Here is a 25,366-nt window from a genome sequence, read left to right on the forward strand (position 1 = left end):
GAATGCGCGAGTTTCCAGGCACTATTCACCATACATGGAATTTGGTTGAATCTCTATTTACCAAGCCTTTGAAAACAACGACTTCTCGGAGATGTTACTTAATTTTTACGCTGTCGGAGTTCGTGAACTCACGCGCGCGCCGGCCTGTCTTGCAAGATTCCCGATGACGTGAAGCGTTGCCAATGGTGAAATCACCAGAGCTCTGATGGCTTTGGCTGGATTTCTTTCGCGAACAGCCTCGATCATTGTCCACCAGGCCAGCTCTCTTTCCGAGTATCTCAAGTGACCCAGAAGCGCGCGCCGGTCCGTACGCGTCAGGCTCGGATAATTCAGCATTTCCCGACTGATTTCAACCAAGCGCTGATGATCCCTGCCCGACTGGGAATGGGAAGCTGATCCTCTCCGGCGAACAAGGTAATAGCCCTCGGGATCGACAAGATCCGCCTTGGCACCTGACATCAGTAACCGCGTATACAATTCAAAGTCTTCGCCGAACCTCAACTGGTCTCTGTAAGGTCGCGAGGCGTCGCCAAGACAGCGCCGATTGATCAGGGGCTTGATGAAGCCGAGTTCCGACCGCTCAATGTCTACATCGTAGGATTGTTTGACGAACAACTCAGTCGTCAACCGGACGGCCCCTTCCGGCTTATCGGGCCACAAGACACGCTCGACCTCTTCCGGAGTGTCCTCGGAACTCATCAGGAGATTGTCTGCCACCCAGTCGAGATCTCTCGTGCGCGCTTCGTCCAGCAGGCCGGCAATGCGCGTCGGCAACATGAAATCATCACTATCGAGCGGCGTGAACCAGGCCGCATCTGTTTGCCGTATCGCGCAATTTCGAGCGGCCGACGGCCCGGAATTCTGAGCCTGCTGGACAAATGTAAGATTCGGAATTGTCCGCGCCATTCGCTTGGCGATCTCTGGTCCCTCGTCTGAAGAACAATCGTCCACGACGATCACCTCAACCGCAACAGTGTCCGGAACCTTCTGTTCGACGGCACTACGAATGGCACGTTCAATATTGGGGGCGTCATTGTAGAGGGGAATAACAATCGCAATCTTGTTTTCATCAAGCATTGGTCTTGCCTCCATATCTAAACCCTTGAAAATCTTCAGTGTCCGAATAGATTTTCATGACACTTTCCGGAGATTCGCGATCGCCATCTTCCGGTCCCCCTTCAGCAGCATTACCATAGACGACATGCCGCGCTTCGCCATTGCGGGGGCCGCAATCAAAAGGCCTGCGACGTAGAGCGCTATTCCGAGCCCGATGATCGCCGCAACCCTGGTGAGGTCGGACCAGTCATCAGGAAGGTGGCCAGCGGCCCACCATATCCCGCCGCCCATTACGAGTGCGGCAATTAAAACCGACGACCCCGCAAGAATTTGACGGGTGATAGGGAATTTCACAGCACGGTAAACGGCCCAACTGCTGAGGAACCAGCCGAGGAACTTCTGGAAAGCCAAGGCGATCATTACGGCCTCCAAACTCACCCGCGATGCGAAAGGCAGCATCACCAAGAGAACCAGCAGCGCGAAAACACTGACCTTCAGCAAAAGGCCCGGTCGTCCGACACCGCGAAGTACCCCGCCATTGAACGCGGAAGACGGAAGGCGAATACCCATCAACATGGAAATCTGAATCGCGATGATCGCATCATTCCACTGGTCACCAAACACAACCGGCACAATGACCGGAGCGGCAGCGGCGGCACCGATGAATGCCGGATACGCAATAAATCCGGCGAGCCAGATCGCGGTAGACATCGTCTTGTAGAGCGTCGGAAGATCGTTCTGAGTTTTCGACGCTACCGGGAATGCAACTGCACCAAACGGCGACACGAGCGCCTGCATCGCCTGATTCTGTATCCGCATGGCAAGATTGAACATACCGAGCGCCGCCGGCCCGAGAAACAAACCCACAAACAATCGCGGCAGACCCAAATCCCCTGCTGCTACCAGCCTCAATCCGATTGATGCCATCTTGAATCGGAGCAAGGACTTGAACTCAATCAGATTTGTCCGGAAAGACGGCCACCATTTGGCAAAATACAGGAAAGCCAGCATCCTCGCGAAACGACGGGAAATTTCCATCGCGACCAGCGCCCAGGCATTCTGAAACAGGATCGCGCAACTTACGCCGACAATTGCGCCAACGATGTAACCCACGACATCCACAATGGTGATTTCGCGAAACTGCATATGTCGCTGTAGCAAGGCAGCTGGAACCGCACTCAGCGCGCCCATGAACAGAACCAACGACATGACCCGCAGGTAGTCGACCAAGGGCGGCACATCAAAGAGCACCGCAATGTAGGGAGCACTGAGTTGGATCAGTCCAAAAAACAGGGCTGCGAAGCACAGCGAGGACAGAAAGACTGAGTTGGAATGTTCTGTTTTCAAATCGGTCCTCTGAATGAGAACCTCGTTGAGACTGTCGCTCGAAAAGACTTCCGGGATGACAAGTACAATCAAAAGAAACCCGTAGACGCCAAAATCCTCTGGCGTGAGCAACCGAGCGACCACAACAAGCGACACCAGACCGCTCAGCAAGCCCAACCACTTACTGAAAGCTACCCAGATGGCGGCTTTGCCAGCAGACCTCATCAGGCCTTGCGATGGGCTCGAGGGAATTTCGTCGGAAGAAATGGCTGCTGTTCCCATGGAAGCTGAACGCACTCAAAAGCTGGATTCGGCTTTTAACCTTGCAAGGATGGTGCCTGAAAGGGCAGATTTTGCCAATTGCAGTACCGGCGAGCGGTAAGATTACTGTCCTGCAATGCTCAACAAACGAGAGAAAATTCCTAGAGAATTCAGCTATCTGCGCAGATGGTTAATATACCGGTCGCCCATTGCAGCCTGTTGGTGTTTCGTCAGCCTGCTCAAATCCCCAGTAACGGCGGGATACCGTCCCAAACCAACCACATTGATGCCGGATTCGACGTCGAGACTGAGTCAATGATTATGGGTGAAATCACGTGTCGGTTTAAGTCACCTTTAATAGTTGGTCGCCAAAAAAGAAGTATGCGCAATGCGAATTCGTCTCTGGCAAGGAATACATCCATGATGCATCTGGCTGCAGAGCCCACCACAATTCGCCACTATCAGAGCGACGTCCAGACCGATATCGAGAATTTCGGCAAATGGCCCGTCTGGCTGCGCATCACGTTGATCGTTGGTCTTAGCGCTTCGCTGTGGGCAGGCATCATTTTCGCCATCGGCGCCCTGTTGTAATACAGCCCCCAAAAAGTGGTTACCTGGTCGCTACGCCTTGGCGTAGCCCGGACTGGAACTCAGGTACACGGGCGCCTTCCCTACGTATGTGCGACGCACCGGCGATAGTGTCGCCAAGGCGCCAAGATACAGCAAGTTAAGGGGGGTGTTGAAACTCGCCCACGCCAAAGACTCCGTAAACGTCGAAATGAATACGATCGCGCCGAAGACGAGCAGCGCAGACATCTCCAAAGACGAATCCCGGAAGAACTGCATTAGCAGACGATAACCGCACCACGCCCACATCAACAGGTAAAGTCCGAGACCGATGTATCCGAGATGCACGCGCACTTCGAGATACGCATTGTGGAAGGTCAGCTTTGTCCCGTATGGCTTGAAATCCATTTCATTGATCGATTGTGCCGCGCCATTTGACGGGTTCCAAAATCCCTCAAGCCCCAAACCGATAATTGGGTGCTCTTCCGCTGCCAAGCGCCCAGCAGACCAGATATGAGTTCGCCCAGTGAAAGTCGTATCCTTACCTAGCGCGCCTAGGAAGTCCGCCACATAGTCCTGGTGAGTCTGGTTCAGCACAATCATGGCGCCTATCAAAACAACGCTGACGCCAGCAATGAATATGATGGATCGCAAGTGGCGCACCTTGCTAATGGATTGCCACGCGAACTTGACTAGAAACAGGCCGATGATCCCGACACCGGCAAACACGAGTGCCGTTGCCGACGGCGCCCGTAGCATAAAGATCAAAGCAACTGGGAAAATGAGCGCGGCCAATAGCCGTGTCCAAGGCCATGACTTTTCATTCAACAATGTCATGAAGCTGAGCAATGCCACGAACAACATTTGCTGGGCGAAATAGTTCTTTTGCGGATACGGCCCGCCGGAGGGCATTGAATCATAGAATGGAATACACACAATGATCGCCATCACACCTGCGAAGAACATGCATCGCAGGATAGTGGTGATATCAAATCGCGTAATGATAATGACAGCGACCAGAGGGGTTAGAAGGTAAAGTGCGCCGCTCCGGATGGCTGCCCCCATATAGGGTGACCACAGAATCGAAATGAAACCGAATATCGGCAGGAGGAAAAGAGGCCACGCCTTGAGCACGATCGGAATGACCTGCTCCTTATGCAAGGCGAGAAGCCACAGAAACCACAAAACCATCAGATAGCGTAGTGGAGTTTCAAGCGGCAGTGGCACGAATGAATTCAGGAACCAAACCGAGATAAGCGCCTGCTCCCAGTATGGGATTTTCCGCGGCTCCTCATAGACTTTGGCCATGACAAGAGATGAATCGCGGTCAGTCGGAATACGACTTACAATGTTCATGCGACAGCCTCCTGGCCAAGACTGGTCGAGATCATGTCGCGCATAAATCCAGCCGGCTGCACGAACAGGTCTTCTGGCAAGCTTGCAAGACGCATGGCGTAAGCGGCAATCTCCCGGCGATCTGTCAACAAATGTCCCACCAGTTTCGACAGCGAGCGCTCAAGGGGCTCCTCAATCACGAACCCGCAGTCATTCCGTGCGATCCAGGCTGCTGTCTCTGTACCGGCCGGCGCGATCGAGGGCGTCGCGTAATAGCCTCCCTCATAGATCCGGTTCGGCAACAGCCAGACCGAATTGTACCCAGCCTCCATGAAGTCCCCTGCCCAGACCACATCCAGCGAGGCATAAATGCTGGATAGATCCTCTGGTGACCGGAACTTTCCAAAGAAGGTCATGTTTGGTCGACGCTCAATCTCGGGTTCGAACACAGGAATTTCGGTGCGTGCCGGGATTCCATGTAGCCGAATTTCCAATGTATCGGGATACGCGTCAGCCAGAGCGCATAGCAGGTCCAGCGAACGCTGGCACCGCAACATGCCGACCCAGCCGAGTACAAGTTTTCGGTCTTCCAGAATCTCCACCGGGAGCGCAGTATCCGGCCGTGGGCCAAAGTTACTGTCAGCACTTAAACGGTTCTCTACGACATAGGCCGTGAAGTCGCCCCCGTAGTGAAGTTCGAAATGGTTCCGCAAGAAGCCGGGAGAACTCACAACAAGCGCCCGTGTCCGCTTCAGCAGAGCGCGTTCGAGGCCACGAAATATCCGACCCACAAAATCGGAGCGCGTCAGCAAGCGATGCACATCGAGGCTCTCGTAGATGACGGGCGTCTTCAGTCTTGTATGGCGCTTTGCCAGGAACGCACACGCCAGCATGTCGAGATTTCGCGCATATATGACGTCAGCTGCAGCTAATAACTCACGTTGCTCAGCCGCCTTCCGCGCGCCAGCAAACACCTGCTTGATCCGCTGGAGGAAGGCGCCATCACGCGTCTTGCCAAGATCGACATTTTTCCATTCCGGAGAAACATCACGGCGGCGCATCATGAAGCCAACAACATCCATTCCATCGCCGACGAACGACTTCACACGTCGGCGCACAGCGGCATCTGCCGCATCGTGTCCGAAGAATGCAATTGTCGTCATCGCTCGATCCAATTCAGGCTAAGCGAAGCGATCATCGCATGATCGCTCCGTCTCACACCTTAGTTTGCGTCAACTTTTTCAGGAGACTCTGTGCTGTGCTCCGCGAGGCTCGGCGGGGTCTGGATCGCTGTAGGGCGAATTTCGCCCTTCTTGGGCTTGTTCGGATCCCGGCGCATGAAGCTGAACAGAGAAGGCTTCGTCTCCATTTGATAGTACTTACGATAGGCATCATATCCTGCACCCGGGTCGCTGTAGTGGCGGCGGCGGTTGAGGTTCACCATGTTTAGCGTAACACCCAGCAGGTCGGCCTTGAAGGATCGCAAGAGTGCCAACGACTGACGCGCTGCTGAGCGGTTCGTGTGACGCCAGCGCACAACCAGAATGGCCTTGTCCGTCTTGCCTGCAACAACCCGCGCCTCAGCCATCAGCAGCAGTGGCCCCGTATCGATCAGGATGAGATCGTACATGGAGCGCAAGCGAACCAGAAGATCGTCAAAGGCGCGCGTCCCGAACACGTCATGTGGCGTATGGCCCGTCAGAGACAGCGGCAGAATATCCAGCATGCTCTTGGGGTCCTTGGAGATCGCATCAGAAAGCTGTCCTGCGCCGAAGAGATACTCAATGAAACCGATCTCAGGCTTCAAGCCAGCTGCGTCAGTCAACTGGCGGCGGCGGAAATCGCCATCAATGACCAGTGTCCGTGCACCCGACATGGCCGACATACGACCGAGCGCGAGCGTCAGGCTTGTCTTGCCTTCATCCGGCAGGGACGAAGTGATCGCTACGGTCTTCGTTTCGCTGTCCAAGTCCGAGAAAGCGATTGCTGCTCGCAGATAGCGAATACTTTCGGCAAACGCTGATAACGGGTTTTCTATGAGATAATCGGCAGGATTGGTTTGAGCGAAGCCAAGGGCATTGCCGGTGCGGATCAGTGGCACCGTGCCGAGGGCATTCTGAGCAAGCTTCTTTTCAATGTCTTCCGAAGACGAAATCTTCATATCGAACATTTCGGCCATGATGGCGAGAGCGCCACCGAGCAAACAGCCAAGTATCGCACCAATCAAGAGGTTCAGTGTGGTACGAGGTGAACTTGGAAACTTTGGCACCGATGCATTGGACAGGATCACGGCATCCGGCTGGACAAGACCATCCTGCTCCCGGGTCTCCTTGGATCGCGCAATGAACTCTTCATACAATACGCGGCTGGTTTCAGCATCGCGCTCAAGCTCGCGCAGGCGCACCATTGCGAGGCTGTTGCCGCGGAGCTTGGAGTTCGAGTTGCTGATTTGTGACTGGAGCCGGCTAACCTGGTCCTGACGAACACGAACTTCGTTTTCGAGATTAGTGGCGATCCGGGTCATTTCGTTCTGGATCTGACGCTCGATATCCGCCTGTTCAGCGCGCGCACCAATCAGTTCAGGGTGCTGCGGCCCGAGACGGGTTTCGAGGTCACCCACCCGGCCGCGGACAGTAGAGAGCTGTTGTTTCAAGCTCGTGATAAGAGGAGATTCCAGAACTTCGGAAATCCCATCCACGCCAGCGCCGCTATTGATCTGCCGGCGCATACTGTCAAAGCGTGACCGGACACGGTTCAGCTCGACTTCAGCCTGTGTTTTCTGCGTGGTCAGATAGGCAATGTTCTGCTCGGTGAGCGTGTTACCCATCGCCGTTTCCATGTCGTTGTCGGCAATGAATTTGGCAACGCGGTTTTCCTTTTCCTCAACTTCCTCACGAAGGGCAAACACACGATCAGACAACCATTCGGTAGCGCGCCGTGTGGCGTCCAGCTTCGTTTCAAGCTGTTGAACCCGATACTGATCCGCGATGGCATTGGCGAGGCGGGCAGATGTTTCTGGCGAGGTGCTCGTGACCTCAACGTTGATAAGATAGGTGGTGCCGATACGCGAAACACCAACACGCCCCATCAACGTGCCGACCACGCTATCCAGAATGGCGCTCTCGCGCTCATCGACACTCATGCCTTCAAACGGGTCGACCACGCGCGTATCCATGCCGACCAGTGATTTGACCTGGTTCTTCAGCTTGCCCAGTGCGCTGGTCTTTCGCTCGCGCAGTGTCCAGTTGAACTCAGGATCCTCGATGAGCTTCTGTTTGACGGCAACCTTCGTCAGAAGTGACTTTGACTTCATGATCATGACTTCGGTGTCGATCACCGCCGTGCTGACCGCCAAACCACTGAGAACACTGCCCAGGTCGATCACGTTTTGCTGCTCAGTATCCAGCTGGACCACAGAACTCGATTGGTAGAGCGGTGTCTGGTTGAACGTCATGTACGCGACCAGCGTGAAGACCGAGAGGAAGCTCAGCGCAATCAGCCAGAAGCGCCGGTACACAGCCCCCAACAGCGACTTCAGATCTGTCGGCATGTTGTTGCCTTCGGTCTCCGCTTCTGCGGGAACCTGGGACGGAAGTTCAAAACTGAATGTCTTGGTCAAGATAATATACCGCGCGTTGGGGTTGGAAGCTTTCAGGCGACCGGCCGGATGGTCGGTCGCCTGGTATGGAAATTAAGGGTGGATACGAACCGAAATACCGAGAAGGTTCGCAGAGAAGCTCTCATCGGCCGCAAACGCCGTACCACTCCGGTCACGATCAACGCGACGTGCGAAGGCGTTCAGGTGCACCCGCTTGTTCATTTTGTACGTACCGATCACACCGAATTCGGTGATGTCGTCATCCCTGTCGGTCTCATCGTATTCATAGCTGGTGAGCTCGCCATATCCTGACAGGATGATATTGCGGTACAGTTCGTGATCAACACGGGCGCCTAGCGTGGTTTGAATGGAGCTCGCGCTGGTCCGAATGCCGCTATCGACTGTTCGGCGTGCACCATTGAAGCTCACAGTGGTGAGACGGGTCGGGAACCATTCTACATTCGCATCGACGGCCAGACCGTCAGTGTCTTCGTAGAAAGTGTCATCCTTTTCTTCGCTCAGGTAGCCAATGGCCACGTCACCGCGGATCAACGTGTTCAGTTCGAAGTCCACACCACCGTAAACAGTGTAGGAATCTGAATCCCTGGACCGTTCCGCACCATCGACGACGATCAGATTATCGTACTCACGCTGTTGGATCATGCCTTGGCCAAAAACAGCCACGTTCGGCGAAATCGCATAGCTGAGGCGCGAATTGAAGAGCGTGTCAGACCGGTCACGGAAGTCCTGATCGATCGGCGTGCCGTCAAGGGAGACCGTGTCGTCATAGTCGACTTCCGCAAATGTCACAGAGTTCGTCCAGCGAATACGGTCATTTGTATAATTGGCACTCAGCTCGACGCCTGCGCGGGTATACTCGATCGGCTCGCCCAGTCCGGATGTGTTCGATGGGTCGGACCGCTGATCCGTAGATTGCTGGTAGAAGACCGCGCCGCCAAGTGCGACGTCGCGCGTGACGTCCAGACGGCCCCGCAGCCGCGTATTGACGTCATTGGCTGACTGGTCACTGAAATCCTGGTACTCGTCACGGCTGACAGACACGGAAGCGGCCACTTCGTGCACGCTCCAGTTTGTACGAGCCGCAATATCAGCACCGATGCGGGCGATGACATCAGATTCTTCGTTGTCGCTCGTTCCCAACGCATTGTCGGTATAACCAAGGCCAGCGAACAGACTGGAATTTACCGTAAATGCTCCGAGCCGGATGGGCTCCGGATCATATTCGGGCTGACGGCGGTCTGTAACCGCCTCATACTTGTCCCGACTGTAATAGTCGCTCGACTGCGCATACGCCGTCCCAGACATCGCCGCAATCAGAGCGCCTGTCGCGACTCCTGCAAGGCTAACCCGCTTAGTATACAACATTTCCACCTCTTCCCTGGATTATGTATTCCGGTTGCTCGAACCGCCATGTTTACCAAAGGTCCCAAAGCAAGACCCATACCACTTTTCTTACAAAGAGTGAGGGCTTCATAGGGGAATACGGTGTCAGTCAAGTAATCAAAGTTAGGCAAATTCGAGCGAATTATTGGAAGGTTTCAGCGGCCCGCAAGACCGAGAGGCGGATTGTCGGCAATAATTTCTCAATTAATCAAGACATAAGAAGAGGCCCGGGACGCTGTCTTCGCGTCCCGGGCCGTCTCGTCAGACTAATTCGGCAGAATATTAATTATTAAAAAGCCCGTAGGCCCAATATTCAGCCTGCACAGTTACTGGACTCTGATGTCTATTCCGCCGCTGCCGGAAGTTCCATCTCTGTCAGTCCGGTGTACCGCTTCAGATGGTGATCGATATTGCCGAACTCGGAATCGATCATCGTCAGGCGTTTGAAATAGTGTCCGACAGCCAGTTCGTCTGTCATGCCCATGCCGCCATGGATCTGCACGGCTTCCTGACCAATGAAGCGACCGGCTTGACCGATGCGCACCTTGGCAGCGGATGCCGCCTTCTTGCGCGTGACTTCGTCTTCATCAAGCTTGAGCGTGGCCATGTAGGTCATGGAAATCGACTGCTCATGCTCCATGAACATATCGACCATGCGGTGCTGCAGCACCTGGAACTTGCCAATCGGAACGCCAAACTGCTTACGCTGGCGTGAATATTCGACCGTCATGGCGTGCGCCACCTTCATGGCGCCGCAGGCTTCGGCACAGATCGCGGCGATGGCCTCGTCGGTAACGGTTTCGATCAACGGCAGACCATTGTCGACTTCGCCAATCACCGCTTCTGCGCCAACCGCGACGTTCTCGAAGTAGACTTCCGACGCGCGGCGACCATCGACCGTCGGATAATCGCGGGTACTTACGCCCTGCGCATCCTTGGCAACGACGAAGACTGAAACGCCATTGCTGTCACGGCGATCACCTGACGTGCGCGCTGTCACAACGAAGTGGGTTGCCCAAGGCGCCCCAATGACCACGGCCTTGTGCCCATTCAGGACAAAGCCGGCGCCGTCTTTCTTGGCGGTCGTCTCAAGATCGGCCAAATTATAGCGACCGCGCGGTTCTGCGTAGGCGAATGCAAAGATGTTCTCGCCCGACATGATGCCGCTAAGGTATTCTTCCTTTTGCGCATCCGTGCCGCGCTTGAGGAAACCACCACCGCAAACAACGCTCGGCACGTAAGGCTCGACCACGAGGCCCTTGCCGAACTCTTCCATGACGACCATCGCATCAATCGGGCCGCCACCAAGGCCGCCATCTTCTTCGCTGAACGGTGCCATCAAGAGACCAAGCTCAGCAAACTGTGCCCACATTTCAGGACGCCAGCCCGCTTCGGACTCGACCACCTTGCGGCGCGTGTCGAAATCATACTGCTCGCGGATCAGCCTCGAGAGGCTGTCGCGGATCATGTTCTGCTCTTCGGTGAAATTGAAGTCCATCTTCTATCCTCCCTGCCTCGTGCGCCCTAAAGGCCGAGGATCATCTTTGAAATAATGTTGCGCTGGATCTCGTTGGATCCACCGTAGATCGATGTCTTGCGCATGTTGAAATACGTTTCAGCCGCAAAGTTCGCATGGTCGGGACCGACGCCAAATCCGTCATTCCCCGTATTTTCCATGCCATAGCCATACGGAGCACCATAGTTTCCAACGGCCTCGAGCGTAAGCTCGGTCAAGCGCTGCTGGATCTCGGTTCCCTTCACTTTCAGGATCGAACTTTCGGGCCCGGGGCCTTTGCCTGCTGCCTCGGAAGCCAGCGTGCGAAGTTCAGTGAATTCCAAAGCGGTCAGGTCGATTTCGAGTTGGCTGATCTTGCGCGCAAAATCTTGCGATTGAAGCAATGGCTGACCATCAACCAGCTCTTCTGACGCGATACTGCGCAAGCGTTCAACGCCCCGCTTGGAGCGCGCAACGCCAGCGATACCGGAGCGCTCATGAGCAAGCAGGAATTTCGCGTAGGTCCAGCCTTCATTTTCCGTGCCGACGAGGTTTTCAACCGGAACGCGGACATCCGTCAGCCACGTCTCGTTCACTTCGTGCGTACCATCGATCAACTTGATCGGCTTCACTTCGATGCCCGGCGTGTTCATGTCGACAAGGATGAAGCTGATGCCTTCTTGAGGTTTCTTCGCCGTCGGGTCCGTACGGCAGAGGAAGAATCCCCAATCCGCGTGCTGCGCCAGCGTGGTCCAGGTCTTCTGGCCATTCAGAACATAATGGTCGCCGTCGCGAACCGCTGTCGTCTTGAGGCTTGCAAGGTCAGAACCTGCGCCTGGCTCGGAATAGCCTTGGCACCACCACACTTCGCCGGACCGAATGCCTGGCAGGTGACGAGCCTTCTGCTCTTCATTGCCGAATGTGTAGATAACTGGCGCAACCATCGACACACCGAATGGCAGAGGCATCAGCGCATCAACGCGAGCATTCTCTTCCGACCAGATATAGCGCTGGGTAGAGGTCCAGCCGGTGCCGCCGTATTTTTCAGGCCATGCAGGTGTTGACCACCCCTTTTTACCGAGCACTTTGTGCCAGGCGAGGAATTCTTCGCGCGTAAGATCCTCACGCGACCCGATACCCTCAAGTTCTTTCGGATAGTTTTCGCGAATGAATTCGCGGACCTCATTGCGGAAGGCAATCTCTTCCGGCGAAAAATCGAGATTCATGACGGCTCCTCACTGTGCGCTTGATGCGCATCGTACTTATCCCCTCTAATTCAGCCATTTTCGGCTAAAGGCAAGGTGACGTGAGCGTAAACGTCAGGTTCTCGTCGCGTCAGGTCGCATTTGCCGCTGAAGGCTCAGCAATGAAAGGGGCACACGCTGTCTTGAGCAACCCAATTGCCGTAGCGGAACCCAGTCCGCCCCCGGTTTGAAACTCGAGTTGAAGGAGGGGTTGCAGGCCCAACCGCTCGACTGCCGCCTCATGAGCTGGTCGCCGTGTCACGTGCGATGCTATGCAGTGACTGATGGCCTTTGGTTCGATTGAATGCACAACCGCGGCGGCGATAGTGGTTGCAAATCCATCCAGAACCACCGGGATTCCCTGATGCCGCGCCGCAATGATTGCGCCGACACAGGCCGCCAATTCCCGACCGCCAAGATATCTGAGAGCTTGTAACGGATCAGCCAGATGCCCCCGATGCAAAGCCAGCGCGCGCGATACGACGTCCACTCGCCGCTCTACCAAATTGGCCGTGGATTGATTGTCCGGCCTGACCCAGTAATCCGGCGCTCCGCCATACAATGCGCACGCGACAGCCGCGGCGGCGGTGCCGACCCCTGCTCCGGAGACGGCAAGCGCGAGCAGATCCGGCTTTTCCTCGGTGGCCTCAAACCCGTATGCGATGGTCGCGGCACATTCCCGCTCGGTCATGGCCGGCTCCTCCGCAATACTTGGAGTTGGCTTGTCGATGGCAAGATCGAACACGCGTATGGCGGCTCCGGCCTGTGTTGCTATTGCCGACAGCGGCGCCTTGCCTTCCCGCAGTGCATCAACATGTGCGCGCGTATCCGTCTGACTTGAGAGCGAGACACCCTCTGACTGAAGGCCGTGTGAACTGGCGAACACTGCCAACACCGGGTTTTCGATACGTGGAGGAAAGCGATGCTGCCAATTAGCAAGCCATTCTGCGGCCTTGCCGAGACGACCGAAATCTCCCTCACGGCCCATTTCGAGCAATGCCGCACGCACTTTCTGGCCAGGGGCCGGATCCACATCCACCGACGCCTTAATTAGAGACCTGGCATCCGCCAATGGTGAAGTTTGTTGTGCCGGCTCACTCAAAGCAGGTTGCTCCCAATGCATTTGAAATCGATTTCATCTTATAGCAGACAACACATGTTAACTGCGACAAGGTTTTGTTACCTCGTTTATGAGATACTTGTGTCCTCTCGTGAGCTGACTAACCTAAATACATGACCACTCAACCCATAAAATCCCCTTGCATCAAAGTGTGCGCTGTAGACGCCTCTACAGGACTCTGTCTCGGTTGTGCACGGTCACTTAAGGAAATCGGAAGTTGGGTAAGATTGGGACCAGACGGACGCGAGAAGATAATGGCCGAATTGCCTGAGCGGATCACCCGGCTTGAAGCGCTCGGCAAACGCTAGGATTTCTCGATGTCCATAGGAAAGACCCTCGTATCCGGATTTGGCGCAGCTGTGCTGATTTCCGCAACTGTCGCTTTCTTTCTCGTCCCTAGGCTGGAGCAGCATCAGGCAGAGATTGCCACAATGCAACCGGATCCGGCACCGGCCCCGTCCGAGAAGCGCACATCGGTAAACTTTGCGGATGCCGCCATTATCGATCGCGAGTCAGATGGCCATTACTGGACCCGCGCCGAAGTGCATGGAACAGCGGTCAAGTTCATGGTCGATACCGGAGCCAGCACCGTCGCCTTGACCTTTCGTGATGCTCAGCGGATTGGTTTGAAACCGGAAACGCTGGACTACAAATGGGAAATTCGCACGGCTGGCGGCATCACATATGGCGCTGCCGTCACGCTGGATAATATTCGCATAGGCCAAGTCGAAATCGAACGTGTCGATGCCATGATCCTCAAGGACGGGCTCGAACAATCGCTCTTGGGTATGACCTATCTTGGCGAACTCTATTCATACGAGTTCAAGCAAAGCCAATTGATCATACGCCGGTAATTTTCTCACCGTTCTGGCCTTTTCCGACACCAACTTCCCACGCGAACCTTTCTGCATCGCCGGCCCATCGGGCATAGGCCACGCGACCCTCAAGTCCCGCTGCATCCATCAGGTCGCGATACCAGTAGTCAGCCCCGGCATTCAGCCTTTGCGGATGCACGCCCCAGAGCAGACAGGCCGTGCGCAAGCGCTGATCGTCCAATGACCCGTAAAGAATCGGTGCCGTTCCTCGGACTCTGGCAAAACGGGCGAGCCGATCAAAAGCGCCAGTACGTAGGGCCAGCGCTGTCGCACCTTCCGCCTCGGCCATACCCTGGGCCGTCTCTGCAACAACATCGATTGCGCTTTGCGCAGGTATGTCACCCGAAAACTGTTCCAGCGACCGCCGATAATCCTCAGCGCCCTCTGTAGCACGGATGATCCGGGACATGATGGCCACCGTGGTGGCGGGATGGCGTCCGACTGCGGTCTCACCTGACAGCATGACTGCGTCTGCGCCTTGATAGATGGCCGTGGCCACATCGGAAGCTTCGGCGCGGGTCGGGGCGGCATTCTCAATCATGGATTCCAACATCTGCGTCGCCACGATTACCGGCCGGCCCAGTCCGCGAGCACAACGTACGATCCGGCGCTGGATGACCGGCACGTCTTCAGGCGCATACTCAACACCGAGATCCCCTCGCGCGACCATCACAGCGTCGGCCGCGGCAACAATAGGCTCCAGGTTTGAAATGGCGGCAGGCTTTTCGAGTTTGGCGACAAGCGGTGCCCGACCAGCAATGATGGCCTTCACTTCTTCGATGTCTTCAACTGTCTGCACAAAGGACAATGCGACGAGATCAACGCCAATCTCGAGCGCGAAATCAAGGTCGGCGCGGTCTTTGTCGGTCAATGCTCGCACCGGCAGGGCCTTGCCGCGAACCGTGAAGCCCTTCTTGTCGGTCAACTTGCCAGGCACGTCAGCTCGCACCATCGGCTTGCTGCCTGCCTGAGTTACGGTGAACATCAGCTTGCCGTCATCCACCAGGATAACGTCGCCTTCTTCGAGGATTTCGACAATCTCGGCGTGCGGTACTGGAATGGTATCATCCGCCTCGGTCGTCTCAGCGGCAACGACCGCATATTCCTTCTGATACCGCAGTCGCAGCTCTCCACCCGGCAGCGATCCGACGCGTACTTTGGGCCCCTGCAGGTCTCCCAGCGTAGCGAGGGGACGACCCGTTTCTTTTTCAGCGGCGCGCACAGCATCCAGGGCATCTTTGTGTGCACTGTACTCGCCATGGCTGAAGTTCAAGCGGAAGACGTCAACGCCTGCATAGGCCAACGCCAGAACTTCCTTCGGCGAGCGACTGCCCGGACCGAGTGTTGCGACAATCTTTGCGTTCTCACCAATTAGCCGATTTTCAGTCATTCCGCCCTCCTATGACAAGGTTGACACCGGTCCTATACGAGTCCCTTCGGGTATGCCAGCCGATCTGTTTTTCCCCCGCTCAATACACAAAAACTTCATGTGCGTGCATCCAATCGACCAAGTCGATGCATCTTCCTATGCAAAAGGAGAAATCGAGCATGAAATCAGCCCTCTTGGCCCTGTCTGTCCTGGCCGCCTGCGCCGTGCCCCTGTCACAAGCCGAAACGCCGCCCACCGAAGATCGGGTCGAACCTGTCCAGGTCATGGTGCTCGGCACCTATCATTTCGAAAATCCGGGCCTGGATCTGGTGAACACGGATGCAGATGATGTGTTGGCGCCGCACCGCCAGGCGGAACTGCAAGACCTGGCCGAGCGGCTGACCGCGTTTCGCCCCACCGCCATCGCCCTGGAGCGCATCCGCCAGACCGATGATGCGCTCGACCCGAACTTTGTGGACTTCGTCCCCGAGGATTTGACCCGAAAGCGCAACGAGAGGGTCCAGATCGGCTACCGCATCGCGCACGAGACCGGAATTGACCGGGTCTACGCAGTCGACACTCAGGATGGTGAAATCGCCTACTTTCCCTTCGATCGGGTGGAAGCCTTTGCTGCACGCACGGGCCGGGAAGACAAGATCACCAGTCTGATCGACACAATCAAGACCCAAGCCGAAGTCCTCATGCAAGACCAGGCCTCAACCCCCATCGCAGAATTGCTGGTCCGACAGAATGACCCGGCTGTGATCCGCACCATGCATTCAGACTTTTACTATGGCCTGCTCGACATGTCGGATATCGAAGATGCTGCGGGTGCCGTTCTGAACTATGGCTGGTATGCTCGCAATGCCGAAATCTTCGCGAACATCACCGAAATTGCAGAACCAGGAGACCGGATCCTCATCGTATACGGATCAGGACACAACTATTGGCTGCGCCACTTCGCGCAGGAAACGCCCGGCTTCGAACTGGTCGAAGCCACCCCCTACCTCACCGATTAGTCGACAGCAAACGGATCATAATTGAGAATCGGCGCAAGCCAACGCTCCGCCTTGCGCGTCTCCCACCCCTTGCGCCGCGCGTAATCCTCGACCTGGTCTTTTTCGATACGTCCAACCGCAAAATATACGCTGTCGGGATGCGCGAAGTAGAGTCCCGAAACACTGGCTGCAGGCGTCATGGCGAAGCTGCTGGTCAGCGAAACGCCAATGCGCGCCTCAGGTTCGAGCAGGCGGAACAGGGTTTCCTTCTCGGTGTGTTCCGGCTGGCTCGGATAGCCGGGAGCCGGCCTGATGCCGCGATACTTCTCCTTGATCAGTTCAGGATTGGACAGGTCTTCATCGGGAGCATAAGCCCACAACTCCTTGCGAACACGCTCATGCATGTATTCCGCCATCGCCTCTGCAAACCGGTCAGCCAGCGCCTTGACCATAATGGAGGAATAATCGTCGCCTCTCTTAATGAAGTCTTGCGCAATTTCCTCCGCATGCGGACCTGAAGTAACGCAGAATCCACCGATCCAGTCATCGCCTTCCGGTGCAACAAAGTCGGACAATGCGAAGTTGGCGCGGGAATTATCCTTCACCATTTGCTGGCGAAGCGTATGAAAGACATCCCCTGAATCGAGGCAAATATCATCGCCATCAGAATTTGCCCTCCAGAAGCCCACCACAGCTTTCGGCTTCAACCACGCTTCCCCGACGAGTTGTTGCATCATGGCTTGAGTGTCATTCCAAAGGCCGGTCGCAGCCTCGCCGACAATCTTGTCTTCCAATATCTGGGGATACTGACCCGCCAGGTCCCATGCCGAAAAATAGGGAGTCCAATCGATATAGCGCGCCAACGTCGCGAGATCGAAATCTTCAAAAGTCCGCACGCCCTCAAACGTTGGCTGTGGCGGCGTGTAAGTTTTCCAATCTAGTTTGAGCCTAGCCTCGCGCGCCTGACCTATCGGCAGTCGCGGTTTCGGCGGACCGCCCGCGCGCGCTTCGCGCATCCGCTCATAGCGTGCTTTGGTCTGCGTTACAAAGGCCGGTTTGTCGTCTTCGCTCAATAGCGTGCTGACGACGCCGACGGCACGGCTCGCATCGGACACATGCACAACAGGGGCTGTTCGGATGACCGGATCAATCTTGACCGCCGTATGAGCGGGACTGGTCGTAGCACCACCAATCAGGAGTGGCTGTTTCATACCACGCCGTTCCATTTCGGAAGCAACATAGACCATCTCATCAAGACTTGGTGTAATCAGGCCTGAAAGCCCGATGATATCGACACCCTCTTTTTCGGCCGTATCCAGAATGGTTTCTGCGGCCACCATGACACCAAGATCCAGGATCTCATAACCGTTGCAGGCCAGAACCACGCCCACAATATTCTTGCCGATGTCGTGAACATCTCCCTTCACAGTCGCCATCAGAACCTTACCATTCGAAACATCCACAGTGCCGAGGCGCTGCTTCTCCTCCTCCATGTAAGGTTCGAGCCAAGCGACAGCCTGTTTCATGACGCGCGCGGACTTCACCACTTGCGGCAGGAACATCTTGCCGGAGCCGAACAGGTCGCCAACGACATTCATCCCGTCCATCAGGGGGCCTTCGATGACATGCAGCGGACGCTCGACCGATTGGCGCGCTTCCTCGGTATCCGCATCAATGTATTCGGTAATGCCGTGCACGAGCGCGTATTCGAGCCGCTTCGCGACAGGCGCCTCGCGCCAGGACAGATCCTTCTCGGCCGTCTTTCCTTTCTGGCCCTTGAAGCCTTCAGCTATCTCGATCAGCCGTTCAGTGGCATCCTCGCGACGGTTCAGAATCACGTCTTCGACGCGCTCGCGCAGATCAGCCTCGATATCATCATAGATATCGAGTTGGCCGGCATTGACGATGCCCATATCCATGCCTGCCGGAATGGCATGATAGAGGAAGACAGAATGCATGGCGCGCCGAACGGGCTCATTGCCTCGGAAGCTGAATGAGACATTCGAGAGCCCACCGGATATATGACATCCCGGGCATGTTTTGCGAATTTCGCGCGTCGCCTCAATGAAGTCGACCGCGTAATTGTTATGTTCTTCTATGCCCGTTGCGACGGCAAAGACATTCGGGTCAAAGATGATGTCTTCAGCGGGGAACCCGACTTCTTCAGTGAGAATTCTGAAAGCACGTTGGCAGATCTCGACCTTGCGGTCTTTGGTGTCGGCCTGACCCACTTCATCAAACGCCATAACCACGACGGCCGCGCCGTAAGCGAGGCAGGCTCGCGCCTGCTTCCGGAACGTCTCTTCGCCTTCCTTCATGGAAATGGAGTTGACGATCGCCTTGCCCTGAACGCATTTCAGGCCAGCCTCGATCACCTCCCATTTGGAAGAGTCGATCATGACCGGGACACGGGCAATGTCCGGCTCGGCGGCGATCAGGTTCAGAAAGGTGCGCATGGCCTCGGCGCCATCCAGCATGCCTTCATCCATGTTTACGTCGATCACCTGCGCGCCGCTCTCGACCTGCTGTCGCGCAACCTCAACGGCATCCGCGTAACGACCTTCGGTGATCATTTTCCGGAAACGCGCAGAACCTGTCACATTGGTACGTTCACCAATGTTCACAAAAGATTGGGAAGCTGCAATTGTCATTTTCTCGTTTTCCCGGCGTCTAGCGGCCAGTTGCCATCGACCACAGAGGGAAACCCGTCTGCAGGACGATTATACCAATAAATCCAGGCGGTTTCGCCTGACTCAGCCCCGGTGTCATCCACCAGGGAAATTCGTTTACGCAAGTATAGACTGGTCACCGGGTCGTTGGTTACGTCCTCGAAGGCATCCATTGCTGACATGATCGCTGTATCGCCGATCCGCCAGCGAATACCATGGCAAAGCTCATCACCCTCGATGACACCCGGAAAACCTCCAAGATCGATCATCCGCCCTCGAAAGCGGCAGGGCGCCCCGAAGACACCCGCACTGTCCAGCGGCAGATCGGCGGGTTGCCCGGCCGCGCCCAGCTTGAGCAGTCCATAGAAAACGAAAAGGTCTCCGACCTCCACGGCTCTGGCCGTCATGAGGCCACCTCGAATGGCTCCAGCCCCGACAGGCGCATCGTGTGTTTGCTCGGCGCCGGGTCACGTGGCTTTATGCTGTCGACTGCGTTGGCGATCGCCGCGATATGTTCCGGGGTGGTACCACAACAACCACCCAGAATGTTCACAAGACCATCCTTCGCCCAACCACCTACAGAACCGGATGTTTCTTCAGGTTGCTCATCATACTGGCCCATTTCATTCGGCAGACCAGCATTCGGATAGGCAGCGACAAGCGTGTCCGCTACGCGTGACAGAGCCGCAATGTGCGGCCTCATCAAGTCAGCGCCAAGCGCACAATTGAATCCGATAGCAAAAGGCTTCGCGTGACGTACCGAGTTCCAGAACGCCTCGACCGTCTGGCCAGACAGTGTACGACCAGACCGGTCAGTAATCGTGCCGGAAATCCAGATGGGCAGTTGGTCCATGCCCTCTTCTTCAAGGTCCATGATCGCCTTTATCGCCGCCTTGCAATTCAGAGTGTCTGTAATCGTCTCAATCAGGTAGAGATCGACCCCACCCTCGTTCAGCGCACGGATTTGTTGGCGATAGGCTTCATAGACCTCATCAAAGGTCACAGACCGAGCGCCTGGATCGTTTACATCCGATGACATGGACAACATCTTGTTTAGAGGCCCGATGGAGCCCGCCAGGAACCTCGGCTTGTCCGGCGTCTTCGCCGTCCACGCATCGGCCGCAGCCCGGCCGAGCTTCGCCCCTTCCAGATTGATGTCCCAGACAGATTGCGGGTCCAGCTTGTAGTCATCCTGCGCGATGACCGTTGCGCTGAACGTGTTGGTCTCGGAAATGTCGGCACCTGCTCCATAATAGGCATCATGCAGGTCGGTCACGATATCCGGCCGCGTCAGGCACAAAACATCATTGTTTCCTTTCATCTGGCCGGGATAATCAGACTCGCTGAACCGAGTCCCTCGGTAATCTCCCTCCTCCAGGCCGCGCCTCTGAATCATGACCCCCCACGATCCATCGAGAATGAGAATTCGTTCCTTGGCGGCTGCCTTCAGGGCGCTGATGCGATCTTGTCTGTTCATGGCTCAAGCGGCCTCAACTGGTTTGGGTTTCAGTCCGAGCAGGCGACAGGTGGACAAAGCCAACCCAGCCCGGTTCAGCGTGTAAAAATGGAAATCGGAGACCCCCTCATCGGACAATTTCCGACAAAGGTCCGCCGCAACGTTAGCTGTTACTAGTTCCCGCGTTTCCTGATCATCCTCAAGGCCCTCATAGAGCTCATGCAGCCAGGTCGGCAGTGATGCGCCACACAGTTGAGATATACGCTTCAAGCCCTTGAAATTCGGTTGCAGCATGATGCCCGGCACAATGGGCATGGTAACACCACCTGCACGAGCCTTTTCCAGAAAATTCAGATAGATTTCCGGCTCGAAGAAGAATTGCGTGATTGCTCGATCCGCACCTGCATCTTGCTTTGCTTTCAGAAACGCGATTTCGGCGTCCCACCCCTGACTCTCAGGATGAAGCTCAGGATAACAGGACACAGAAATCTCGAAGCAGCGACCGAGATCGGGCCGATGGGCACGAATGCCTTCAATCAAATCGATTGAATCCCTGAACCCACCGGGGTGCTGTTCGAATTTCTCGCCCATGCCGCTCGGTGGATCACCGCGAAGGGCAACAATATGCCTTACCCCAGCCTCCCAGTAATCTTCCGCAACGGACAGCACTTCATCCTTGGTTGCACTGACGCACGTCAAGTGACCAGCCGGTCGCAAATGGGTCTGTTGAGCAATCCGGCGAACAGTGTCGTGAGTACGCTCACGCGTAGATCCCCCGGCGCCATAAGTGACGGAAACAAAATTCGGAGTCATCGGCTCGAGGCGCTCAACCGTTTCCCACAGGCGATCAGCCATCGCTTCGGATTTCGGCGGAAAAAACTCGAATGAAACAGACGGCGAGCCTGCCTGCCGAGGGGTAGCGAGCGAGCTCATGCGACATGCTCCTTGGGTTTGGCGGACTTGACCGCCTTCCAGATATTTACGGTGAGACCATCCTGTTCACCTTCGGGAGGCGCAAAGGAACGCGGCTCGAAGAGGTCGAGGCCCACATCGGCAGACCACACAGCCATAGCTTCGTGCGCCATACCCAACCGGTGATGGCCATACTCGGCGCGCAAAAACTCCAGATCATGCGGTGCGAAATCCACGATCAGGAGCTGGCCGCCGGGCTTCAGCACACGGCTAGCCTCCGCGATCGCCCGATTTGGCGCGTCCATATAGTGAAGAACCTGATGAATGATCACCAAATCAGCAGAGTTGTCGTCAAACGGTACAGCTGTCACGTTCCCCTGACGCACGCGGGCACCATGCATGCCTTGCTGTTCCAGATTTGCCCGCGCGACAGTGAGCATATGATGACTTAGGTCAATGCCCTCTGCTTCCTCGGCCAAAGGTGCAAATAGGCTCAGCATACGTCCGGTACCGGTTCCGAAATCCAGGACGCGCCCAAATGGTCCCTTCCCCGCGAGTTCGACTAGAGCCCCCTCGATCAGATCGTTGGGATAGTGAAGAGACCGCAAACGGTCCCACGTCTCAGCGATGTTTGAGAAGTAAGCTTCAGCTGATTCCGCACGCGCAGCGCTCACTTCGTCCAGACGTGCTGCATCACGAGCCAGTTCCGGCTCGTCTCGATCCAGTTGCGCAAACAAGGAATCCAGAAATGCTTTTCCATACGACCCGGTTGAAGCGCGGTAGAAGACAAATGAACCTTCAGGCAAACGCTCAACCAAACCTGCAGCCGTGAGCGCCTTCAGGTGGTGAGACAGGCGAGGCTGGGACTGCTCCAATACCTGAACCAGTTCCCCGACCGACAGGTCGCGCTGGCGCAACAGGGCCAACACCCTCAAACGAGTGGGCTCCCCTGCTGCGCGCAGAGCCTCAATCATGGATGACAGCCGTGAAGTCATTTAATGATATAAACATTGATTTATATGTTTTTGCAACACAGCTTTACAGAAATATCACCTATGCGTGTTTCGGTAGAGATTGAGAGTTGAAGCGCCAGCGCTTAACTACCATCTACCGGCTTCCACAACGGGGTTATCCACACATGACACAGCGACTCTTTGCTGCGGTTCTTGCCATGGGGCTAGGAGCCTGTGCGTCCACACAAAACCTTGAATCCGGCACCGTTCCCGATCCTTACGAAGGCTTCAACCGTCAGATGTTCGCCTTCAATAGTGGCGTAGACAAGTATGCGCTCGGCCCCGCAGCAGACGTGTATGAGACGGTGACCCCCGAGTACGGTCGCGACCGACTGAGCGACTTCCTTCACAACTTGAAGTCTCCAGTGATCTTTGTAAACGATGTCCTGCAGGGCGAGAGTGATCGCGCTAGCGAAACATTTGCTCGATTTTTTCTGAACTCGACGCTGGGTATCGCCGGACTTTGGGACGTTGCTGAGTATACCGGTATTGAGAAGCACAATGAGGATTTTGGACAAACCCTTGCTGTGTGGGGTGTCGACAGCGGCCCCTTCCTGATCCTGCCCCTCATGGGTCCAACAACGCCGCGTGACCTGTTCGGTAGCGGTGTGGATCGTGCGCTGGATCCGCTTGTCTGGACAGAGTTCGATAACAATCCCGACCTCGACGATCACATCGAAATGGGTCGTGGAATTCTCGGAGGGCTGAATGCCCGCGTCGCCCTCGATGATGCGCTGGAGCAACTGAATGCTCAGCCAGAGCCCTACATCGCTTTGCGGAGACTTTATTCATCCCAGCGTCAGGCAGAAATACGTAATGGTCGCATAGACGAGGAAGATGCTTACGAGGATCTCCCTGATTTTGACGAATTTGAAGAGTAGGTCCGGGGCGTGATGACCACCAACAGGAGCGAAATGTGAAACGCTACTACCGATATTTTGCATTGGCTGGCGCTGCAGTATTGATGCTTGCCCCAACCAGCCAGGCAGACGCAAAGACAGAATCCTATGTTCAGGAGAATGCCAGTGACGTATTGGCATCGCTGAACGATCCGTCCCTGGACTCAGAAGAGCGCACAGAAAAATTCAATACTTACATGGATGAGTTCACCGACATGACTGCGGTGTCCAACTTTGCCATTGGCAAGTATGCGCGCCGCTTCAGCGAAGATGAGTTAGCTCGCTACCGGAAAGTTTTTCGGGAGTATGCACTCGCAGTTTATGAGAATGAACTCGACGCCTATCGCGGAGAAGCCGTGATCGTAAAGGATTCGGTGGATCGATCTGCGACCGATTCGATCGTCAACACGGTCATTAAGCGTCAGGACGGCAAAGACATGGATGTGCGGTGGCGCGTTCTGACCCGCGACGGCAAGTATCAGGTCGTAGACGTTGCCCTGAATCTGGACGGTAATTTGATCTGGCTCGCAATCGAACAGCGCGCCCAATTCCTCGCTTTGCTAGACCGCTCGAACGGCTCGGCCGAGGCCTTGATTGACAAGATCGAAAGCATGAAGCGGAAGCTGGAAACCGAGAAGCGAAGCTAGTCGTCTGAAATCAGCCAAAGATCAATAGCCCCCACCAGACGGCTGGTTGGGGGCTTTTTTACGTGTGGCTTACACGCTCCAGCTGCGGAACGGTTTTCCAGTCAGCTCCCGAAAGCGACTCGCATCAGTTTTCAGCTTCTGCGCCAGATTAGAACGAATCCTGTCGTCGAATTCTGGAACTTCGACCGGTTTCCTCGTTTTGACCGCTGCGCGCAGGGAGTCGATGAGGACTCGCGGCGTGCGCGAACGGACGTATCTCCCCATACCTGTATCTCGCATTTGCCCCCACCAACGAGGCATTTTGCGAATTTCCTCTCCCGAATTTGCCTCGGGCAGATTGCTCAAATGTTCGACGGCCGAAGGTGCCAGACCGATATGCTCTGCGATCCGCCTGAACACGGAGGAAGAGTTGGCAAGCAGATCGTTGAAATCTACGATTAAAATGTCGTCTTTAGACCAGTACTCAAAGTAGGGCTCCAACTGGTAAGCATATTTGCTAACCATAAGTATGTGCTCACCCTCATGTGTGTCGAACACATCAGCCGGCTCAGCGAGAGATGCTGAATGCATGAATGTATGCTTGTATTGGGACTCGGCCCGCGCAACGGGATCCCGGGCGATAAAGATCAGCTTCGAGTTCGGAGCATTTTCATACGTCCGCGCTGGTGCGCCTGGAAACATGTCCCGCTTTGTATAGTTCGGACAAAAATCCACCCAAGGAAGGTCCGAATTGCCGAACTGTTTGCGATACCAGCCCAGGCCTCGCGCAAAATTTTCTTTGGACAGATAAAAGTCGGTTTCCTTGCATTCCGGCACGGCCACTAGACCGCTCTCAAGGAATACTCGGTACAGGGCGGTCGTGCCAGCTCGCATCGCCCCAATGACGATTGCGTCAGCCGCAGTCTTGTCCCCTGGTTCGCCGGTTTGGATCATCGTCGAACATTCCCGCATTGTCATGGGCACAAATGCCCAATTCGAGCATATACGCACATTCTGTCCCCACCCTTCAAAGGGTGAGCCTCTTATCGGCAAAGGAATGGCAACGCGCAAGCATTTCGTTAACCAATGTTAACGAAATTCGAATTTACACCAAAATTCGATCACACTTCTCACTACCCGCAA

At 55.6% G+C, this 25,366-nt stretch carries 22 protein-coding genes; 6 read left to right on the top strand and 16 right to left on the bottom strand.

The genetic code is table 11. The annotated features are described in order from the left end of the window. Window positions 1–105: 105 nt before the first annotated feature. Window positions 106–1,077, bottom strand: a complete 972-nt coding sequence (locus B2344_RS14690; RefSeq protein WP_290485486.1) for a glycosyltransferase family 2 protein — start codon at window positions 1,075–1,077, stop codon at window positions 106–108. Window positions 1,078–1,131: 54 nt separating this feature from the next. Then, window positions 1,132–2,664 (bottom strand): lipopolysaccharide biosynthesis protein, encoded by a 1,533-nt coding sequence (locus B2344_RS14695; RefSeq protein WP_290483016.1) that lies wholly within the window; start codon window positions 2,662–2,664, stop codon window positions 1,132–1,134. A gap of 399 nt (window positions 2,665–3,063) precedes the next feature. On the opposite strand from B2344_RS14695, the gene B2344_RS14700 reads away from it, so the two are divergent. Further along, window positions 3,064–3,234 carry a hypothetical protein gene (locus B2344_RS14700; protein ID WP_156947807.1) on the top strand — a complete coding sequence of 57 codons (171 nt, stop codon included), beginning with the start codon at window positions 3,064–3,066 and terminating at the stop codon, window positions 3,232–3,234. 30 nt (window positions 3,235–3,264) lie between these two features. Here B2344_RS14700 and B2344_RS14705 read toward each other — a convergent pair whose 3' ends face one another. The 7 genes from B2344_RS14705 to B2344_RS14735 form a co-directional block, all read right to left on the bottom strand. Beyond that, entirely contained in the window at window positions 3,265–4,566 is a 1,302-nt protein-coding gene (locus tag B2344_RS14705; protein ID WP_290483017.1) for an O-antigen ligase family protein, read from the bottom strand. Next, entirely contained in the window at window positions 4,563–5,708 is a 1,146-nt protein-coding gene (locus tag B2344_RS14710) for a hypothetical protein (protein WP_290485487.1), read from the bottom strand. The genes B2344_RS14705 and B2344_RS14710 overlap by 4 nt, the downstream gene beginning before the upstream one ends. A gap of 59 nt (window positions 5,709–5,767) precedes the next feature. Beyond that, on the bottom strand, window positions 5,768–8,164 hold the full coding sequence (locus B2344_RS14715) for a GumC family protein (protein WP_290479616.1): 2,397 nt from the start codon (window positions 8,162–8,164) through the stop codon (window positions 5,768–5,770). Between the two features lie 72 nt (window positions 8,165–8,236). After that, window positions 8,237–9,529 (bottom strand): outer membrane beta-barrel protein, encoded by a 1,293-nt coding sequence (locus B2344_RS14720; RefSeq protein WP_290481108.1) that lies wholly within the window; start codon window positions 9,527–9,529, stop codon window positions 8,237–8,239. A gap of 361 nt (window positions 9,530–9,890) precedes the next feature. After that, window positions 9,891–11,045, bottom strand: a complete 1,155-nt coding sequence (locus B2344_RS14725) for an acyl-CoA dehydrogenase family protein (RefSeq protein ID WP_206990711.1) — start codon at window positions 11,043–11,045, stop codon at window positions 9,891–9,893. Window positions 11,046–11,071: 26 nt separating this feature from the next. Next, window positions 11,072–12,268, bottom strand: coding sequence for an acyl-CoA dehydrogenase family protein (locus B2344_RS14730; RefSeq protein WP_206990712.1), 1,197 nt, complete (start codon window positions 12,266–12,268; stop codon window positions 11,072–11,074). Between the two features lie 109 nt (window positions 12,269–12,377). Next, window positions 12,378–13,319: a nicotinate-nucleotide--dimethylbenzimidazole phosphoribosyltransferase gene (locus B2344_RS14735; protein WP_242517322.1), complete on the bottom strand. Its 942-nt coding sequence runs from the start codon at window positions 13,317–13,319 to the stop codon at window positions 12,378–12,380. A gap of 200 nt (window positions 13,320–13,519) precedes the next feature. Here B2344_RS14735 and B2344_RS14740 point away from each other — a divergent pair, with 200 nt between their 5' ends. Continuing rightward, window positions 13,520–13,714 (top strand): DUF1289 domain-containing protein, encoded by a 195-nt coding sequence (locus B2344_RS14740; RefSeq protein WP_206990714.1) that lies wholly within the window; start codon window positions 13,520–13,522, stop codon window positions 13,712–13,714. A 9-nt stretch (window positions 13,715–13,723) separates the two neighbouring features. Further along, window positions 13,724–14,260 (top strand): retropepsin-like aspartic protease family protein, encoded by a 537-nt coding sequence (locus B2344_RS14745; RefSeq protein ID WP_206990715.1) that lies wholly within the window; start codon window positions 13,724–13,726, stop codon window positions 14,258–14,260. Here B2344_RS14745 and pyk read toward each other — a convergent pair. Then, entirely contained in the window at window positions 14,247–15,671 is a 1,425-nt protein-coding gene (gene pyk, locus B2344_RS14750; protein ID WP_290485488.1) for a pyruvate kinase, read from the bottom strand. The genes B2344_RS14745 and pyk overlap by 14 nt on opposite strands. Window positions 15,672–15,829: 158 nt before the next feature. On the opposite strand from pyk, the gene B2344_RS14755 reads away from it, so the two are divergent. Beyond that, on the top strand, window positions 15,830–16,669 hold the full coding sequence (locus B2344_RS14755; protein WP_206990717.1) for a DUF5694 domain-containing protein: 840 nt from the start codon (window positions 15,830–15,832) through the stop codon (window positions 16,667–16,669). Here the strand turns inward: B2344_RS14755 and metH are convergent. The 5 genes from metH to B2344_RS14780 are packed head-to-tail and all read right to left on the bottom strand — an operon-like array spanning window position 16,666 to window position 22,680. Further along, window positions 16,666–19,299, bottom strand: coding sequence for a methionine synthase (gene metH / locus B2344_RS14760; RefSeq protein WP_290479619.1), 2,634 nt, complete (start codon window positions 19,297–19,299; stop codon window positions 16,666–16,668). The genes B2344_RS14755 and metH overlap by 4 nt on opposite strands. Continuing rightward, entirely contained in the window at window positions 19,296–19,724 is a 429-nt protein-coding gene (locus B2344_RS14765) for a gamma-glutamylcyclotransferase family protein (RefSeq protein ID WP_290485489.1), read from the bottom strand. The genes metH and B2344_RS14765 overlap by 4 nt, the downstream gene beginning before the upstream one ends. After that, entirely contained in the window at window positions 19,721–20,794 is a 1,074-nt protein-coding gene (locus B2344_RS14770; RefSeq protein WP_290485490.1) for a homocysteine S-methyltransferase family protein, read from the bottom strand. The genes B2344_RS14765 and B2344_RS14770 overlap by 4 nt, the downstream gene beginning before the upstream one ends. A gap of 3 nt (window positions 20,795–20,797) precedes the next feature. After that, complete coding sequence (gene metF / locus B2344_RS14775) at window positions 20,798–21,706, bottom strand: methylenetetrahydrofolate reductase [NAD(P)H] (RefSeq protein ID WP_290485491.1); 909 nt, start codon at window positions 21,704–21,706, stop codon at window positions 20,798–20,800. Continuing rightward, on the bottom strand, window positions 21,703–22,680 hold the full coding sequence (locus tag B2344_RS14780; protein ID WP_290485492.1) for an ArsR/SmtB family transcription factor: 978 nt from the start codon (window positions 22,678–22,680) through the stop codon (window positions 21,703–21,705). The genes metF and B2344_RS14780 overlap by 4 nt, the downstream gene beginning before the upstream one ends. Window positions 22,681–22,823: 143 nt before the next feature. Between B2344_RS14780 and B2344_RS14785 the strand changes: the two genes are divergently transcribed. Continuing rightward, window positions 22,824–23,579 carry an MlaA family lipoprotein gene (locus B2344_RS14785; RefSeq protein WP_206990723.1) on the top strand — a complete coding sequence of 252 codons (756 nt, stop codon included), beginning with the start codon at window positions 22,824–22,826 and terminating at the stop codon, window positions 23,577–23,579. A 35-nt stretch (window positions 23,580–23,614) separates the two neighbouring features. Further along, the gene (locus B2344_RS14790; protein WP_242517323.1) at window positions 23,615–24,244 is read left to right on the top strand and encodes an MlaC/ttg2D family ABC transporter substrate-binding protein; all 630 of its coding nucleotides are present in this window, start codon (window positions 23,615–23,617) and stop codon (window positions 24,242–24,244) included. A gap of 69 nt (window positions 24,245–24,313) precedes the next feature. On the opposite strand, the gene B2344_RS14795 is transcribed toward B2344_RS14790, so the two are convergent. Then, a complete protein-coding gene (locus B2344_RS14795) occupies window positions 24,314–25,201 on the bottom strand; it encodes a sulfotransferase family protein (protein ID WP_349679798.1) in 888 nt (295 codons plus the stop codon). Between the last annotated feature and the right edge of the window lie 165 nt (window positions 25,202–25,366).

This window comes from Hyphomonas sp. UBA3195 (genome assembly GCF_002366485.1).
Classification (GTDB): Bacteria; Pseudomonadota; Alphaproteobacteria; order Caulobacterales; family Hyphomonadaceae; genus Hyphomonas.